This is a genomic window from Pseudonocardia sp. ICBG601 (assembly GCF_020496245.1).
This window is the reverse complement of record NZ_JAHLJA010000152.1, coordinates 114,283-129,041: the sequence shown is the minus strand read 5'-3', so window position 1 is coordinate 129,041 and position 14,759 is coordinate 114,283. Positions and strand designations below refer to the sequence as shown.

Here is a 14,759-nt window from a genome sequence, read left to right as displayed (position 1 = left end):
GGCCGGACGGGGGATCCACCATGCACGCAGCCGACAGCCACGACCTCATCCGCGTGCACGGTGCGCGCGAGAACAACCTGCGCGACATCTCCGTCGAGCTGCCCAAACGGCGGCTCACGGTGTTCACCGGGGTGTCCGGCTCGGGCAAGAGCTCCCTGGTGTTCTCGACGATCGCCGCCGAGTCCCAGCGGATGATCAACGAGACCTACAGCGCCTTCGTCCAGGGCTTCATGCCGAACCTCGGCCGCCCCGACGTCGACGTCCTCGACGGCCTCACCACCGCGATCATCGTCGACCAGGAGCGCATGGGCGGGGACGTGCGCTCCACCGTCGGCACCGCCACCGACGTCGGGGCGCTGCTGCGGATCCTGTTCAGCCGGCTCGGGAAGCCCTACGCCGGCCCGGCGAAGGCGTTCTCGTTCAACGTCGCGACGATCAGCGGCTCCGGCGCCGTGACCGTCCGCAAGAACGGCCAGCAGGTCAAGGAGCGTCGCGAGTTCGAGATCGTCGGCGGTGCCTGCCCGCGGTGCGAGGGCCGCGGCTCGGTGTCCGACTTCGACCTCACGGCCCTGTACGACGAGTCGAAGTCGATCGTCGAGGGCGCCCTGACGATCCCGAACTACTCCGTAGACGGCTGGTACGGCCGGATCTTCGCCAACTCCGGCTTCTTCCCCGGCGACAAGCCGATCAGCAGCTTCACGAAGCCCCAGCTGAACGCACTGCTCCACAAGGAGGCCACCCGGATCAAGGTCGACGGCATCAACGTCACCTTCGAGGGGCTGATCCCGCGGATCCAGAAGTCGTTCCTGGCCAAGGAGCGCGAGGCGATGCAGCCGCACATCCGGGCGTTCGTCGACCGGGCCATCGTGTTCCAGCGCTGCCCGGACTGCGACGGGACGCGCCTGTCCGAGCTCGCCCGCTCCTCGAGGATCCGGGGCATCTCCATCGCCGACGCCTGCGCCATGCAGATCTCCGACCTCGCCGACTGGGTCCGGGACCTCGACGAGCCGTCCGTGGCCCCGCTGCTGGGCTCGCTGCGCCACACGCTCGACTCGTTCGTCGAGATCGGGCTCGGCTACCTGTCGCTGGACCGGCCGTCCGGGTCGCTGTCCGGCGGCGAGGCCCAGCGCACCAAGATGATCAAGCACCTGGGGTCGTCGCTGACCGACGTCACCTACGTCTTCGACGAGCCGACCATCGGCCTGCACCCGCACGACATCGCCCGCATGAACGACCTGCTGCTGCGCCTGCGCGACAAGGGCAACACCGTGCTCGTCGTCGAGCACAAGCCGGAGACGATCGTGATCGCCGACCACGTCGTCGACCTGGGGCCGCGGGCGGGCTCCGACGGCGGGCACGTCGTCTACACCGGCGACCTCGACGGGCTGCGGGCCTCGGGCACGCTGACCGGCCGGCACCTGGAGTACCGGGCGTCGCTGAAGCCGTCGGTGCGGACCCCGAGCGGGTACCTGGAGATCCGCGGGGCGGACCGGCACAACCTGCGCGGCGTCGACGTCGACGTCCCGCTCGGGGTGCTCACCGTCGTCACCGGGGTGGCCGGGTCGGGCAAGAGCTCGCTGATCCACGGCTCGATCGCCGGGCGCGACGGGGTGGTCGTCGTCGACCAGGGGGCGATCAAGGGGTCGCGGCGCAGCAACCCCGCCACCTACACCGGGCTGCTCGAACCGATCCGCAAGGCCTTCGCCAAGGCCAACGGCGTCAAGCCCGCCCTGTTCAGCGCCAACAGCGAGGGCGCCTGCCCGAACTGCAACGGCGCGGGCGTCGTCTACACCGACCTGGCGATGATGGCCGGCGTCGCGACCACCTGCGACGTCTGCGACGGCCGCCGCTTCGACGCCTCGGTGCTCGGGTACACCTTCGGCGGGCGCGACATCAGCGAGGTCCTCGCCATGCCGGTGGCCGAGGCGGAGAAGTTCTTCGGGGCGGGCGAGGCCCGCACCCCGGCCGCGCACCGGATCCTGGAGCGCCTCGCCGACGTCGGGCTCGGCTACCTCACCCTGGGCCAGCCGCTGACCACGCTGTCCGGCGGCGAGCGCCAGCGGCTCAAGCTGGCGGTGCACCTGGGGGAGTCCGGCGGGACGTTCGTCCTCGACGAGCCGACGACCGGGCTGCACCTGGCCGACGTCGAGCAGCTCCTCGCGCTGCTCGACCGGATCGTCGACGGCGGCCGCTCGGTGATCGTCATCGAGCACCACCAGGCCGTGATGGCGCACGCCGACCGGATCATCGACCTGGGCCCCGGTGCCGGGCACGACGGCGGCGCGGTCGTCTTCGAGGGGACGCCCGCCGAGCTCGTCGCGGACCGGTCGACGCTGACGGGCGAGCACCTGGCGGCCTATGTCGGCGCCTGAGGACACCCCGCGGCACGAGGTCGCGGTGCTGGTCCGCCCCGGGGTGCGGCCGATGGAGCTCGGCCTGGTGCACCAGATCCTCGGCGGTGCCCGGTCGGCCGACGGGGAGCCGCTCTACCGGGTGCGCACCTGCGCGCTGCACCCCGGGACGGTGCCGACCGACGCGGACTTCCACGTCGTGGTCGGGCACGGGCCGGAGCTGCTGGCCCGGGCCGACACCGTGGTCGTGCTCGCGACGCGGGACGACCACGAGCCGTCGGTCGTCGCCGAACCCGGTCTCGGGGAGGCCCTGGCGTCGCTGCGTCCCGGCACCCGGCTGGCCTCGATCTGCACGGCCGCGTTCCCGCTGGCGGAGGCCGGGCTGCTCGACGGTCGTCGCGCCACCACGCACTGGCTGTCCGCGGAGGCGTTCCGGCGCCGGTTCCCGCGGGTCGACCTGGACCCCGCGGTGCTCTACGTCGACGAGGGCGAGGTGCTCACCGCGGCCGGCGAGGCGTCGGGCATCGACCTGTGCCTGTACCTGGTCCGGCGCGACTTCGGCGCCGCCGTCGCCAACGACGTCGCCCGCCGGACCGTGGTCCCGCCCTACCGGGAGGGCGGCCAGGCGCAGTACATCGCCCGGCCGGTCGCGGACGACGGACCCGGCACGGGCACCGCCGCGGCCCGCGAGCGGATGCTCGCCGACCTGGCCCGGCCCTGGACGCTGGCCGAGCTGGCCGCGTCGCTGCACGTCGGCGTGCGGACACTGACCCGCCGGTTCCGGGAGGAGACCGGGCAGAGCCCGCTCGGGTGGCTGCTGCGCCGGCGCGTCGAGCGGGCCCGGGAGCTGCTCGAGACCACCGACCTCCCGGTCGGCCGGATCGCCGACGAGGTCGGGTTCGGCACGGCGACGGCGCTGCGCCGCCACGTGTGCCGCGAGCTCGGGGTACCCCCGCTGCACTACCGGCGGACCTTCCGGGGCGGCTGAGCCCGCCGGACGAGCAGGGGGGCGGCGAGCAGCGCCACGGCGACGACCGCGGCGACCAGCGGCACCGCGCCGGGCCCGAGGGCGGCGGCCGCGACGAGCGGCCCGCCGAGGAGCACGACGGTGACCGCGGCGGCCCGCACCGCGACCGTCCGCGGCGGCACGGGCAGCGCGAGCGGCCCCACGAGCCGGGCCGCCCCGGCCGCGACGGCGACGGCCACCGCACCGACGACCAGCGCGGCGGTCGGCGGGACGTTCACGACGACGAGCAGTGCGCCGACGGCGACGACGACGGCGGCACAGGGGAAGGTCGGAGAGGACATGCCCCGATGCTCGGCCGCACCCGGCCGGACCGGGAGTGGCCCGCGGGCCACCTCGCGAACGGATCGGGCCATGCCGGTCAGAGCAGCGGCAGGTACGGCCAGGTCGTCGTCGCGCGGTGGGCCGTGGCCCGTCCCGCCCCGAACGGCACCGCCACGCCGGTGACGACGCTGCAGACGACCCCGGCGGCGTCGTCGGCGGGGTCGCGGCCGTTCCACCCCGCGAAACCGAACGAGGCGGTGGTGCCGATCGTGTAGGGCAGCACGTCGGGCAGCAGCCGGTCGGCGACCCGGCGGGCGTAGGCGCGCGGGTCGCCCACCGCGGCACCGGCGGCGACGACCTGCTCGGCCTTCTTCGCGAACATCCCGCCGAACTCGGCGCGGTCGGCGGCCGGGCGGCCCCGGCCCAGGTGCTCGCGCAGCGGCGCGTCGAGCCCGGCGAGGACCTCCCCGACCAGGGGCAGGCCGCGCCGGTGGGTCTGCGGGCCGCCCTGCCCGGCGGCGGGCGCGACGGTGGCCCACACCCCGATCCGGCCCGCGGCGCGCATCGCGACCGGGGCGAGCACGGCGTCGGGGATCTCCAGCACGACCGCGGCGACCCGGTTCCCGGTCGGCGGGGCCGCGGGCAGCACCCGGCCGGACAGGTCGACCGGTGTCCCGTGCTCGACGGCGGTGGTGACCGCGGCGAGCAGCCCGGGGTCGACCGGCGCCGGGTCGGCGGCGGTGCCGGTCCACAGCCGCAGCCCGTCGGTGCCCGCCACGGTCGACCCGGTGCGGCCCGCGGCGACGACCGTCCCGCACGCCGCCGGGTCCTCGGCGTCGGCGCCGCTCAGCCTGCGCAGCACGACCGGGCGGGTGCCGTCGGCGGGGTCGGCGCCGTCGACGACGACCCGGTAGGTCAGGTCCTCGACCGCGTCGCCGTCGCCGTCGATGCGCAGGTCGTAGGTCGCGCCGGACGCGAGACCGCCCACCGCGGAACGGTCGGTGGTCAGGGCCAGGACGGTGCCCCGGCGGCCGCGGAACACGAACAGGTCCGCGACCCGCAGACGGGGGTCGACCGGCTGGGACATGCGCACGCTCCGGGGCCGCTCGGCGGACGGTCCGGCCGGCCGCTTCGATCGCGCACAACCGAGGACGGGGGAGCGGTCATCCCGGGATCGCGGTGGATGCCCGAGACATCATCAATTTCCGGTACGTGCCCCGTCCCGCAACGAGTCCCGGATCTCGCGCAGCACCGCGGTCTGCTCCTGCACCGCGGAGATCAGCACCGCGAGCTGGTCGTCGCCGTGGCGCATCTCCTGGTAGAGCGCGCTCACCGCGTAGGCGGTGGCGGCGGTGTGGCCGTCGGTCGCCTGGGGGTAGTCCTGCGCCTTGTCGGCCGCCTCGAGGAGGTCGAGCGCGTGCTCGATGACGTGCTGCCCGCTCTCGCGGTGGCTGTGCGGTTCCGGCATGTCCGAATCGTACTCATTCCGGGTGACGCGGCCCGGCGACTTCGGTCGCGGTGCGCGCGACCTTCGGCGGGTGCGCCACCGTCGCGCCGCCCGGCAGGCTGACCGTCGATCCCGGGGGGTCGGGAGACGGGAGGGGGACCGGTGGTCGTCCCGTTCGAGCGGAAACCTGCTGGACGGCGCCGGTCCGCCCCCTATGGTCGACGTGTGCCGGTCCGCCCCGCCGTGATCTCCGCCGTGCTGGTGGTCGCGGTGCTCGCCGCCGGGCTCACCGTCGCCGAGACGCAGGCCACCGCCGGGGTACTGCAGTGGACGCTGCTCGTCGTCGGACTGCTGATGATCGGCTCGATCACGGTGCGCTACCGGGCGCCGCGCGTGTTCGCGGTGCTGGCCGTGCTCGGCCCGCTCGTCTCGCCCGTCGCCACCTACCTGCCGCTGGTCGGGGTGTTCGTGATCGCGACCCGGCGCCGCGCGGTGGAGACGCTGCCGGTGCTGGCCTTGGCGGTGGGGACCGCCGCGGTCACGCTGTACCGCAACGTCCCCGACGGGCCGACGGTGCTGGTGCTGCTCGGCGGCGCCGTCGCGTTCCAGGCCATCTCGGTGACCGCGGGCCTGCTGACCGGGATCCGTCGCGCGATGGTCGACGACCTGCGCGAGCGGCTCGCCCGCGCCGAGGCCGAGCGTGCGGTGCGCGAGGAGCAGGCCCGCGCCGACGAGCGGCGCCGGATCGCCGGGGAGATGCACGACCGGCTCGGGCACCGGTTGTCGTTGCTGTCGGTGCACGCCGGGGCGCTGGCGCTGCGCGGGGACCTGCCCGCCCGCACCGTCCGCGAGACCGCGCGGGTGCTGAGCGACACCACCCACCGCGCGATGGAGGACCTGCGCACGATCGTCCAGGTGCTGCACGAGCCCACCGGCGACGTCCCCGACGAGGTCGACGACCTCGGCGCGGTCGAGGAGCTCGTCGCCGAGGCCCGCGCGGTCGGCGCGGACGTCCGCCTCCGGTCGACGGCGCTGCTGACGGTGTCCCCGCCGGGGCGCCCGCTGGCCGGGGTCGTGCACCGGGTGGTCCGCGAGGGCCTGACCAACGCCGCCCGGCACGCACCCGGGGCCCGGGTCGAGGTCGCCCTCGACGGGCGGCCCGGCCGGGACCTCACCGTCACCGTCACCTCCGGGCCGTCCGCGGCCGGTCCGGCGCCCGAGGGTGCCGGGACCGGCCTGGTCGGGCTGCGCGAGCGGGTCGAGACCCTCGCCGGCGGGACGCTGACCCACGGCCCGACGCCGTCGGGCCACCTGCTGCGCGCGGTGCTGCCGTGGCGGGAGGAGGCGGGATGACCGCGAGCGCGATCCGGGTGCTGCTCGTCGACGACGACCCGCTCGTCCGCTCCGGGCTGCGGGTGATGCTCGACGGGCACGCGCTGCCCGGCGACGGCACCGGACCGGTACGGCGCATCCAGGTGGTCGGCGACGCCGGTGACGGCGACGAGGTGCCCGCCGCCGTCGCCGCGGGGCGGCCGCACGTGGTGCTGATGGACCTGCGGATGCGCCGCGTCGACGGCGTCGCCGCGACCCGGGAGGTGACCTCGCGGCCCGACGCCCCGACCGTCGTCGTGCTGACCACGTTCGACGCCGACGAGCACGTCGTGCGGGCGCTGCGCGCCGGGGCGAGCGGGTTCCTGCTCAAGGACGCCGCGCCCGAGGGGATCGTCGAGGCCGTCCGCGCCGCCGCCGACGGCGACGCCGTGCTGTCCCCGGCGATCACTCGGCGGTTGATCGGCATCGTCCGCGGCGACGGCGCCGGGCCGGTCGACCGCAGGCACGCCGCCCGGGCCCGGCTCGACCGGCTCGCCGGCCGCGAGCGCGACGTCGCCGAGGCCGTCGCCCGCGGCGGCTCCAACGCCGACATCGCCGCCGAGCTGCACATGTCGGTGGCGACGGTGAAGTCCTACGTGTCCCGGCTGCTGCGCGAGCTGGGCCTGGACAACCGGGTGCAGATCGCGCTGCTCGTCCGCGACGCGACGGACTGACCCGTCCGGCGGACTAGCGTGGCCGTGTGACGACGAGCGAGACGGTCGCCGCGGCGATGGCGGACACGGCCGCGGCCTGGCTGGACACCCTGGACGACGACCGGCTCGCGACCGCCCGCGGCGACGGCCCGTCCGGCGACGCCGGGTCCGACGCCGAGCGTCGTCGCTGGTTCTACACCCCCACCGACCACGGCGGGCTGACGCTGCACGCGCAGACCCCTGTGCAGCAGCAGCGCGCGATGCGGCTCGTCGCCTCAGGGCTGTCCGAGGCCGGCTACGCCACCGTGGCGACGGTCATGGGGCTGGAGAACGTCCTGGACCGGGCGCAGGACTGGCCCACCCGGCCGTACCGGGAGCGGTTCCGGGACCCGGCGCTCTACCACCTGCGGATCTTCGGTGACCCGGGCGCGCGCACCTGGGGCTGGCGCTTCGGCGGGCACCACGTGTCGGTGAACGCACTCGTCGTCGACGGGCGGGTGGCCGCGGCCACGCCGTGCTTCCTCGGCGCGAACCCCGCGACGACGCCGCTGCTCGGCGGGGGTGTCGCGCGCCCGCTCGGGCCGACCGAGGACCTGGCCCGGGAGATCGTCCGCGGGCTCCCGCCCGAGCTCGCCGGGGCCGCGGTCCTGTCCGCCGGGGCCCCACCGGACCTGGTGACGGCGAACCGGCCGCTGGTCGCGCCGGGCGACCGGCCGCTGCCGACCTCGGCGGTCCGGCGGGAGAGCCCGCCCGGGCCGGTGGACCCGGTCGGCGGCACCGAGGCCGTCGCGCTCACCGGCGCGCCGCGCGGTGTCCCGGCGAGCGCGCTCGACGACCGCGGCCGCGACCTGCTGCGCCGCCTGCTCTCGGCCTACCTGGACCGGGCACCGGCCGGGGTCTCACCCGCCGGCCGCTACGACGACGACGCCGCCCTCGACGAGGTGCACATCGCCTGGGCGGGCTCGCTGGAGCCGGGGGAGCCGCACTACCACCGGATCCAGGGGCCGCGGCTGCTGCTGGAGTGGGACAACACCCAGGACGGCGCGGACCACGCCCACTCGGTGTGGCGCGACCCGGAGAACGACTTCGGCGTGGACCTGCTCGACGACCACCACCGGGCCTTCGCCCACCGGTGAGTCCCCTCACGACGGCCTGCGCCTCACGGGATCCGGCGGCGAGGATCGGGGCATGTACCCGCCCCCGCCCGAGCTCGCCGCACACGCCAACGTCACCGCGGCGGCCTACGACGAGGCCGCCGCCGACCCGGAGGCGTTCTGGTGCGCGCAGGCCCGGCGCCTGGAGTGGGACCGCGCGCCCGAGCAGGGCTACGACGGCAGCCGCTGGCCCGAGGTCACCTGGTTCGCCGACGGCACGCTGAACGTCGCGCGCAACTGCGTCGACCGGCACGTCGAGGCCGGTGCGGGGGACACGGTCGCCCTGCACTGGGAGGGCGAGCCGGGGGACCGGCGCACCGTCACCTACGCCGACCTGCAGCGCGAGGTCGCCCGCTGCGCGCACGCGCTCACCGCGCTCGGGGTGGGGCGCGGCGACGTCGTCGTCGTGTACCTGCCGGTGCTGGTCGAGACCGTCGTCGTGATGCTCGCCTGCGCCCGGATCGGGGCGGTCCACTCGCTGGTCTTCGGCGGATTCTCCGCCCCGGCACTGCGGTTCCGGCTCACCGACGGGGCGGCGAAGCTGCTCGTCACCACCGACGGCCAGTACCGGCGCGGGAAGGCCGTCCCGGTCAAGGCGAACGCCGACGAGGCCGCGGCCGGGGTGGAGTCGCTGGAGCACGTGCTGGTGATCCGCCGGACCGGCTCGGAGGTCGGCTGGACCCCCGGGCGCGACGTGTGGTGGCACGACGTCGTCGACACCGCGCCGGAGGTCCACGAGGCCGAGGCCTTCGGAGCCGAGAGCCCGCTCATGCTCGTCTACACCTCCGGCACCACCGGCACGCCCAAGGGTCTTCTGCACACCATGGGCGGCTACCTCACCCAGGCGTCCTGGACGGCGTGGGCCTGCTTCGACCACAAGCCCGACGACGTCTACTGGTGCACCGCCGACCTCGCCTGGGTCACCGCGCACACCTACGAGGTCTACGGCCCGCTGTCCAACGGCGTCACGCAGGTGATCTACGAGGGCACCCCGGACACCCCGGAGCGCGGCCGGCACTTCGAGATCATCGAGCGGTACGGCGTCACCGTGTACTACACCGCGCCCACCCTGGTCCGTACCTACATGAAGTGGGGCCGCGACGTCCCGGGCCGCCACGACCTGTCGTCGCTGCGGCTGCTCGGCACCGTCGGCGAGGCGATCAACCCCGAGGCCTGGCGCTGGTTCCACGAGGTGATCGGCGGGAGCCGGTGCCCGATCGTCGACACCTGGTGGCAGTCCGAGACCGGTGCGGCGATCTGCGCGCCGCTGCCCGGCGTGACGTCGCTGGTCCCGGGCTCGGCGACCCGGCCGCTGCCGGGACTCTCGGTGCGGGTGGTCGACCGCGACGGGCGGACCTGCGACCCCGGCGAGGGCGGGATCCTGGTGATCGACCGGCCGTGGCCGTCGATGGCACGGACCGTGTGGGGCGACCCGGAGCGGTTCCGCGCGTCCTACTTCGCCGACTACGCCGAGCAGGGCTGGTACAAGGCGGGCGACGGCGCCGTCGTCGACGAGCACGGGTACGTGACGCTGCAGGGCCGGATCGACGACGTCATGAACGTCTCCGGGCACCGGCTCGGCTCGATCGAGCTGGAGTCGGCGCTGGTGTCGCACCCGCGGGTCGCCGAGGCGGGCGTGGTCGGGGCACCGGACGCGACGACCGGGCAGGCCGTCGTCGCGTTCGTGACGGTCACCGACGGCCCGACCGAGGGCCTCGCGGCGCAGCTGCGGGCGCACGTGGCGCGCGAGATGGGGCCGGTCGCCCGGCCCCGCGAGGTCGTGCTCGTCGCGGAGCTGCCGAAGACCCGCTCGGGCAAGATCATGCGACGGCTGCTGCTCGACGTGACCGCCGGGCGCGAGCCCGGCGACACGACGTCGCTGGTGGACCCGGCCGCCTTCGCGGAGCTGGCGGCCGGGTACCGGCGGAGCTGAGCTCAGGCGATGCGGCGCAGCTTCTGGATCACGAGCTCGCCGTCGAGCAGGTCGCCCATGATCCCGACGAAGTGCACCAGGTGCGGGGTCTGCAGGTGCGCGTCGAGCTTCGCCTCGGACTCCCAGTTCTCGTAGAAGAAGAACACCGCGGGGTCGTCCCAGCCCTGGTGGAGGTCGTAGTTGACGTAGCCGTCCTCCTTCGACGTCGGCTCGATCAGCTTCTCGAGCTCCGCCTTCAGCTCCTCCTCCTTGCCCGGCTTCGCGCGCATCCGGGCGATCACGGTGAGCAGGTCGCGGTTGTCGTCGGTGGGAGTGGGCATCGTTGCCTCCGGCTCGATCGGTTGTGCACAACGAGTATGGCGCATCTCGCCCGGTGGAGTCTGCCCGCAGTCGCTACCGTCGGCAGAATGATCGGTGCGGCGGACACCCGGGAGACGGCGGACGCGATGGCCGGGGCCGCGCTGGCCTGGCTGGACACCCTCGACCCGGCGCAGCGGGAGGTCGCCGTCGGGCACGCCCCGACCGGTGACGGCGACGCCGACGCCGAGCGCCGCCGCTGGTTCTACACCCCCACCGACCACGGCGGGCTCACCTTCCACGACCAGCTCCCGCCGCAGCAGCGCGCCGCCATGAAGCTGGTCGCGTCCGGGCTGTCGCGGGCCGCCTACGTCACCGTCGCGACCGTGATGGGGCTGGAGAACGTCCTCGACCACACCGAGGGCTTCGTGACGCTGTTCGACCGGACCCGCGGCCGGGACCCGCAGATGTATTACCTGCGCGTCTTCGGCGAGCCGGGGGACACCGGCACCTGGGGCTGGCGCTTCGGCGGGCACCACGTCTCGGTCAACATGCTGGTCGTCGACGGCGTCGTGGTCGCCTCGACCCCGTGCTTCCTGGGCGCCGACCCGGCGACCTCCGAGCTGCTCGGCGACGCCGTGCTCCGCCCGCTCGGACGGGTCGAGGACCTCGCCCGCGACCTCGTCCGCTCGCTGCCCGCCGAGCTGCGCGAGCGTGCGGTGCTGCTGGACAAGGCCCCACCGGACCTCGTCGCCGCCAACCGCACCGAGCCGCAGGAGGGCGACAACTGGATCCCGCTGGCCGGGATCTGGCGCACCGAGTCCTTCGCCGACCCCGAGCAGCAGCGCAAGCTCGACGACATGAGCGCGGCCATCGAGGAGCGGGCCGCGTTCACCGACGCGCAGAAGGAGACCGTCGCGCTGTCGCGCACCCCGGCCGGCGTGCCGGCGTCCGACCTGGACGCCGGGGGCCGCGAGATGCTGCGCGCGTTGCTGGGCACCTACCTGAAGCGGGTCGCCGAGCCGCTGCAGCCGATCTCCCGCTACGACGACGACACCGAGCTCGACGCCGTGCACCTCGCCTGGGCGGGGCCGCTGGAGGACGGCGCCCCGAGCTACTACCGGGTCCAGGGCCCGCGCCTGCTCATCGAGTGGGACAACACCCAGCGCGACGCCAACCACGCCCACTCGGTGTGGCGCGACCCGTCGGCCGACTTCGGCCTGGACGTGCTCGGCGCGCACCGGGCGGCGCACCACCTCGGCTGACCCGGCCGCTGCGTCACCGCAGGCCCGGCTCGAACGGGAGCCGCCACGGCTGCGGGGCGTCGAGCACCCGCAGCGCCACCGGGTCGGAGCCGTCCGCGCCGACGTCGACCGCGACCACCCGGTCGTCGCCCGGCGCGGTGCGCCCGGGGGAGCGGAACGACACGTAGGCGCGGACCCGGTCGGTCGAGCCCGGCAGGTACTGGCGGAACGAGTGCAGCGCCGGGGTGTTCGCGGAGGGGGCGCCCGTCGCCGCGAGGTACGCGGCGGCCACCCGTTCGGCGGCCGCCCGGTAGCCGGTCTCCCCGGCCGGGCCGAAGTCGAGCGTCGCGCCCTCGTGCACGCCGTGCCGGGTCGCGCGCACCGTCGTGCGGTGCCGCACCCGCGCGGCCGCGGCCTCGGCCGCCTCGCGCAGGACCAGCGCCCGCGGCCGGTCGGCACCGGGCGGCCCGGGCCGGACGGCGTCGGCCGGGTCGAGCACCCGCACCGACAGCGTGACCGGTCCGTCCGGGTCGATCCCCGCCAGGCCGGCGCGCGCCCGGGCGGCGTCGAGGGCGCACCGGTCCAGGAGGGCCAGCAGCGCCGCGCCACCGTCGGTGGCCGTGGACGGCCCGGCGACGACGGTCAGCTCGGCGACCAGTCCCGCGGCGTCGTCGATACCCGGGCCCGGGCCGCCGGGGCGGTCGATCCGGCGCAGCTCGCGGATCCCCGCCACGTCGGCGCCGCACCCGTCGAGCGCCCTGGTGAGGCTGCGCAGCTCCGCCGCCTCGGCCCGGGCCCGCGCCACCGCGGGCCCGACGGCGAGCGCGCACCGCGACCCGGGTGGACAGGCGCCGCCCGGGCCGGTCGCGAAGGACGCGACCGCGTCGGGGTCGCCGACGACCGCGGCCGTGACCTCGTACCCACCGACGGCGCCGAGCCCCCGCACCGACAGCACGCGCAGCGCTCCCGGTGCCTCGCGCTCGGCCGCCTGCCGGGCGAGCTCACGCACGCGGTCGTGGCGGGCCGGGCCGTACCACCACACGAGGCCCGCCGCCCCGACCAGCAACGCCGCCACCACCACGACCACGAGCACCGTCCTCGACACGGGGGGATCGTGCCCCGGCCGCCGCGGCGCCGGCACCGTCGAACTACGGGGCCGGTCAGTCCCGGTAGGCGGGCGCCCGGCTCGGGCCCTCGCGGTGGTCGCGCTCCAGCAGCGGCCGCCAGCGCGGCGCGACCAGGGTGGACAGCACCACCACGCTGGTGGAGCGGGCCACCAGCGGTGAGCGGCCGAGCGCGAGCAGGGTGTCCTGCAGGTCCTCGTGCGACGACGCCGCGAGCCGGCACAGCACGTCCGACGAGCCGGTCGTCGCGTACGCCTCGGTGACCGCGGGCAGCGCGGCGAGCTCGGCGGCGACGTCGCCCAGCTCGCCCTGCGCGATCTCCAGCGTCACGAACGCCTGCACGCCGTACCCGGCCGCCGGGAGGTCGACGTCCGGGCCGTACCCGGTGACGACCCCGGCACGTTCCAGCCGGTCCAGCCGCGCCTGCACCGTCCCGCGGGCGACCCGCAGCGTGCGCGAGAGCTCCAGCACCCCGGCCCGCGGCCGGTCGCGCAGCGCGGCGAGCAGGTCGACGTCGAGGGCGTCCAGGGACAGCACCCGGCGAGCCTAGCCGCGGCTCAGCCGGCCGGGACGGGCTCGCGACGGGCGAAGTCCGGGGCCCGCTCCGGCCGGAAGCCCACGCCCACCAGGTAGGCGGGCACGATCTGGGCGGCCGGGACCGCGCGCATCAGCCGCAGCAGCGGAGCCGGGGGACCGTCGAGCCGTCCCGCCAGCGCCGGGCCGGCGATGTTGCGGTGCATGATCCGCTGCAGGCCCTGGACCAGCACCGTCGGGAGCAGTCTGCGGTTGCGGACCCGGCCGAGGTCCCGCTCGGTGAGGGTGCCCCGCTGCAACGGGGCGGCGAGCAGGGTCGCGGCGGCGACCGCGTCCTGGATCGCGAGGTTGATCCCGACGCCGCCGATCGGGGACATCGCGTGCGCGGCGTCGCCGATGCAGAGCAGGCCGTCGACGTGCCAGCGGCGCAGCCGGTTGAGCTTCACGTCGAGGTGCTTCACCTCGTCCATCGACGCGATCTCGCCGACCCGGTCGGCGTACTCCGGCATCAGCTCGGCGATGTCGGCCCGGAACGACTCGACGCCCGCGGCGCGCAGCCGCGCGTCGGCGCCCTTGGGGGCGAGGTAGCCGATCTGGTAGTAGCCCTCGCGCGGGATGACCACCGCGAAGCGCCCCTTCCCGATCCGCGGGCGCAGGGTGGCCCGCTGCTCCTCGGGGCGGCGCGGCAGCCGGAACCACCAGGTGTCGAACGGGACGTCGTACTCGGTCACGGGCAGGCCGGACCCGGCCCGCAGGACCGAGTGCCTGCCGTCGCAGGCGACGGTGAGGTCGGCCCGGATCTCGCCGGTGGTCTCCGCACCGGGCGCGGTCGTCGTCGCGTACCGGACGCCGACGACCCGTCCGTTCTCCCGGACCAGCGACGTGGCCCGGGTGTCGAGCCGCAGGTGGAAGGCGGGCTCGTCGGCGGCGACCTCGGCGAGCAGGTTCAGCAGGTCCCACTGCGGGACGAGCGCGATGTAGGGGTGGCGGACCCCGACCCGGCGCAGCAGCGACAGGTTCCCGACCCGCTGGGCGCCGCCCCGCTCGTCGGGGATCACGACCTCGTCGACCCGGCTCTGCGGCAGCGCGGCGAACCGCTCGCCCAGCCCCAGGTCGTCGAGCAGGTCCAGGGTGGTGGGGTGCACGGTGTCCCCGCGGAAGTCCCGCAGGAAGTCGCCGTGCTTCTCCAGCACGGTCACCTCGACCCCGGCCCGGGCCAGCAGCAGCCCCAGCATCATCCCGGCCGGGCCGCCCCCGACCACGCAGCACGTCGTCCGCTCCGACATCACACCCACCTCATTTCAACTGGTGTTGAATTACGACGAGTATGCGCCCCCGGGGACCGTCACGCAATCGCTGTGAC

14 protein-coding genes are annotated in these 14,759 nt (G+C 75.5%); 7 read left to right on the top strand and 7 right to left on the bottom strand.

From position 1 onward, the window contains the following. The first annotated feature begins 20 nt into the window (after positions 1 to 20). Entirely contained in the window at positions 21 to 2,372 is a 2,352-nt protein-coding gene (locus KPL57_RS50890) for an excinuclease ABC subunit UvrA (RefSeq protein WP_226357625.1), read from the top strand. Next, a complete protein-coding gene (locus KPL57_RS50885) occupies positions 2,359 to 3,339 on the top strand; it encodes a GlxA family transcriptional regulator (RefSeq protein ID WP_226357624.1) in 981 nt (326 codons plus the stop codon). The genes KPL57_RS50890 and KPL57_RS50885 overlap by 14 nt, the downstream gene beginning before the upstream one ends. Here the strand turns inward: KPL57_RS50885 and KPL57_RS50880 are convergent. The 3 genes from KPL57_RS50880 to KPL57_RS50870 all read right to left on the bottom strand — a co-directional run bounded on the left by KPL57_RS50880 (position 3,312) and on the right by KPL57_RS50870 (position 5,107). Continuing rightward, positions 3,312 to 3,659, bottom strand: coding sequence for a hypothetical protein (locus KPL57_RS50880; RefSeq protein WP_226357623.1), 348 nt, complete (start codon positions 3,657 to 3,659; stop codon positions 3,312 to 3,314). The genes KPL57_RS50885 and KPL57_RS50880 overlap by 28 nt on opposite strands. 77 nt (positions 3,660 to 3,736) lie before the next feature. Beyond that, positions 3,737 to 4,726 (bottom strand): DUF4331 domain-containing protein, encoded by a 990-nt coding sequence (locus KPL57_RS50875; protein WP_226357622.1) that lies wholly within the window; start codon positions 4,724 to 4,726, stop codon positions 3,737 to 3,739. Between the two features lie 111 nt (positions 4,727 to 4,837). Continuing rightward, positions 4,838 to 5,107 (bottom strand): hypothetical protein, encoded by a 270-nt coding sequence (locus tag KPL57_RS50870; protein WP_226357621.1) that lies wholly within the window; start codon positions 5,105 to 5,107, stop codon positions 4,838 to 4,840. 204 nt (positions 5,108 to 5,311) lie between these two features. On the opposite strand from KPL57_RS50870, the gene KPL57_RS70880 reads away from it, so the two are divergent. The 4 genes from KPL57_RS70880 to acs are packed head-to-tail and all read left to right on the top strand — an operon-like array spanning position 5,312 to position 10,197. Then, complete coding sequence (locus KPL57_RS70880) at positions 5,312 to 6,439, top strand: histidine kinase (RefSeq protein WP_226357620.1); 1,128 nt, start codon at positions 5,312 to 5,314, stop codon at positions 6,437 to 6,439. Beyond that, complete coding sequence (locus KPL57_RS50860) at positions 6,436 to 7,131, top strand: response regulator transcription factor (protein ID WP_226357619.1); 696 nt, start codon at positions 6,436 to 6,438, stop codon at positions 7,129 to 7,131. The genes KPL57_RS70880 and KPL57_RS50860 overlap by 4 nt, the downstream gene beginning before the upstream one ends. Before the next feature lie 26 nt (positions 7,132 to 7,157). Beyond that, positions 7,158 to 8,246 (top strand): DUF3500 domain-containing protein, encoded by a 1,089-nt coding sequence (locus KPL57_RS50855; RefSeq protein WP_226357618.1) that lies wholly within the window; start codon positions 7,158 to 7,160, stop codon positions 8,244 to 8,246. A gap of 52 nt (positions 8,247 to 8,298) precedes the next feature. Further along, complete coding sequence (acs, locus tag KPL57_RS50850; RefSeq protein ID WP_226357617.1) at positions 8,299 to 10,197, top strand: acetate--CoA ligase; 1,899 nt, start codon at positions 8,299 to 8,301, stop codon at positions 10,195 to 10,197. Positions 10,198 to 10,199: 2 nt separating this feature from the next. On the opposite strand, the gene KPL57_RS50845 is transcribed toward acs, so the two are convergent. Further along, positions 10,200 to 10,517: a putative quinol monooxygenase gene (locus KPL57_RS50845; protein WP_073574481.1), complete on the bottom strand. Its 318-nt coding sequence runs from the start codon at positions 10,515 to 10,517 to the stop codon at positions 10,200 to 10,202. A gap of 87 nt (positions 10,518 to 10,604) precedes the next feature. Between KPL57_RS50845 and KPL57_RS50840 the strand changes: the two genes are divergently transcribed. Further along, positions 10,605 to 11,759 (top strand): DUF3500 domain-containing protein, encoded by a 1,155-nt coding sequence (locus tag KPL57_RS50840; protein ID WP_226357616.1) that lies wholly within the window; start codon positions 10,605 to 10,607, stop codon positions 11,757 to 11,759. Positions 11,760 to 11,772: 13 nt separating this feature from the next. On the opposite strand, the gene KPL57_RS50835 is transcribed toward KPL57_RS50840, so the two are convergent. Genes KPL57_RS50835 through KPL57_RS50825 form a run of 3 tightly spaced genes read right to left on the bottom strand, consistent with a single transcriptional unit; the run spans position 11,773 to position 14,682 of the window. Continuing rightward, entirely contained in the window at positions 11,773 to 12,843 is a 1,071-nt protein-coding gene (locus KPL57_RS50835) for a hypothetical protein (protein ID WP_226357615.1), read from the bottom strand. A gap of 55 nt (positions 12,844 to 12,898) precedes the next feature. Beyond that, positions 12,899 to 13,399, bottom strand: coding sequence for an Lrp/AsnC family transcriptional regulator (locus KPL57_RS50830; RefSeq protein ID WP_226357614.1), 501 nt, complete (start codon positions 13,397 to 13,399; stop codon positions 12,899 to 12,901). A gap of 20 nt (positions 13,400 to 13,419) precedes the next feature. Then, positions 13,420 to 14,682, bottom strand: coding sequence for an FAD-dependent oxidoreductase (locus tag KPL57_RS50825; RefSeq protein ID WP_226357613.1), 1,263 nt, complete (start codon positions 14,680 to 14,682; stop codon positions 13,420 to 13,422). Positions 14,683 to 14,759: the final 77 nt, after the last annotated feature.

Coding starts and splice junctions, on each gene's coding strand:
- KPL57_RS50885 (WP_226357624.1), top strand. CDS start 2,359: ATGTCGGCGCCTGAGGACACCCCGCGGCACGAGGTCGCGGTGCTGGTC.
- KPL57_RS50890 (WP_226357625.1), top strand. CDS start 21: ATGCACGCAGCCGACAGCCACGACCTCATCCGCGTGCACGGTGCGCGC.
- KPL57_RS50880 (WP_226357623.1), bottom strand. CDS start 3,659: ATGTCCTCTCCGACCTTCCCCTGTGCCGCCGTCGTCGTCGCCGTCGGC.
- KPL57_RS50840 (WP_226357616.1), top strand. CDS start 10,605: ATGATCGGTGCGGCGGACACCCGGGAGACGGCGGACGCGATGGCCGGG.
- KPL57_RS50825 (WP_226357613.1), bottom strand. CDS start 14,682: ATGTCGGAGCGGACGACGTGCTGCGTGGTCGGGGGCGGCCCGGCCGGG.
- KPL57_RS50845 (WP_073574481.1), bottom strand. CDS start 10,517: ATGCCCACTCCCACCGACGACAACCGCGACCTGCTCACCGTGATCGCC.
- KPL57_RS50860 (WP_226357619.1), top strand. CDS start 6,436: ATGACCGCGAGCGCGATCCGGGTGCTGCTCGTCGACGACGACCCGCTC.
- KPL57_RS50875 (WP_226357622.1), bottom strand. CDS start 4,726: ATGTCCCAGCCGGTCGACCCCCGTCTGCGGGTCGCGGACCTGTTCGTG.
- KPL57_RS50870 (WP_226357621.1), bottom strand. CDS start 5,107: ATGCCGGAACCGCACAGCCACCGCGAGAGCGGGCAGCACGTCATCGAG.
- acs (WP_226357617.1), top strand. CDS start 8,299: ATGTACCCGCCCCCGCCCGAGCTCGCCGCACACGCCAACGTCACCGCG.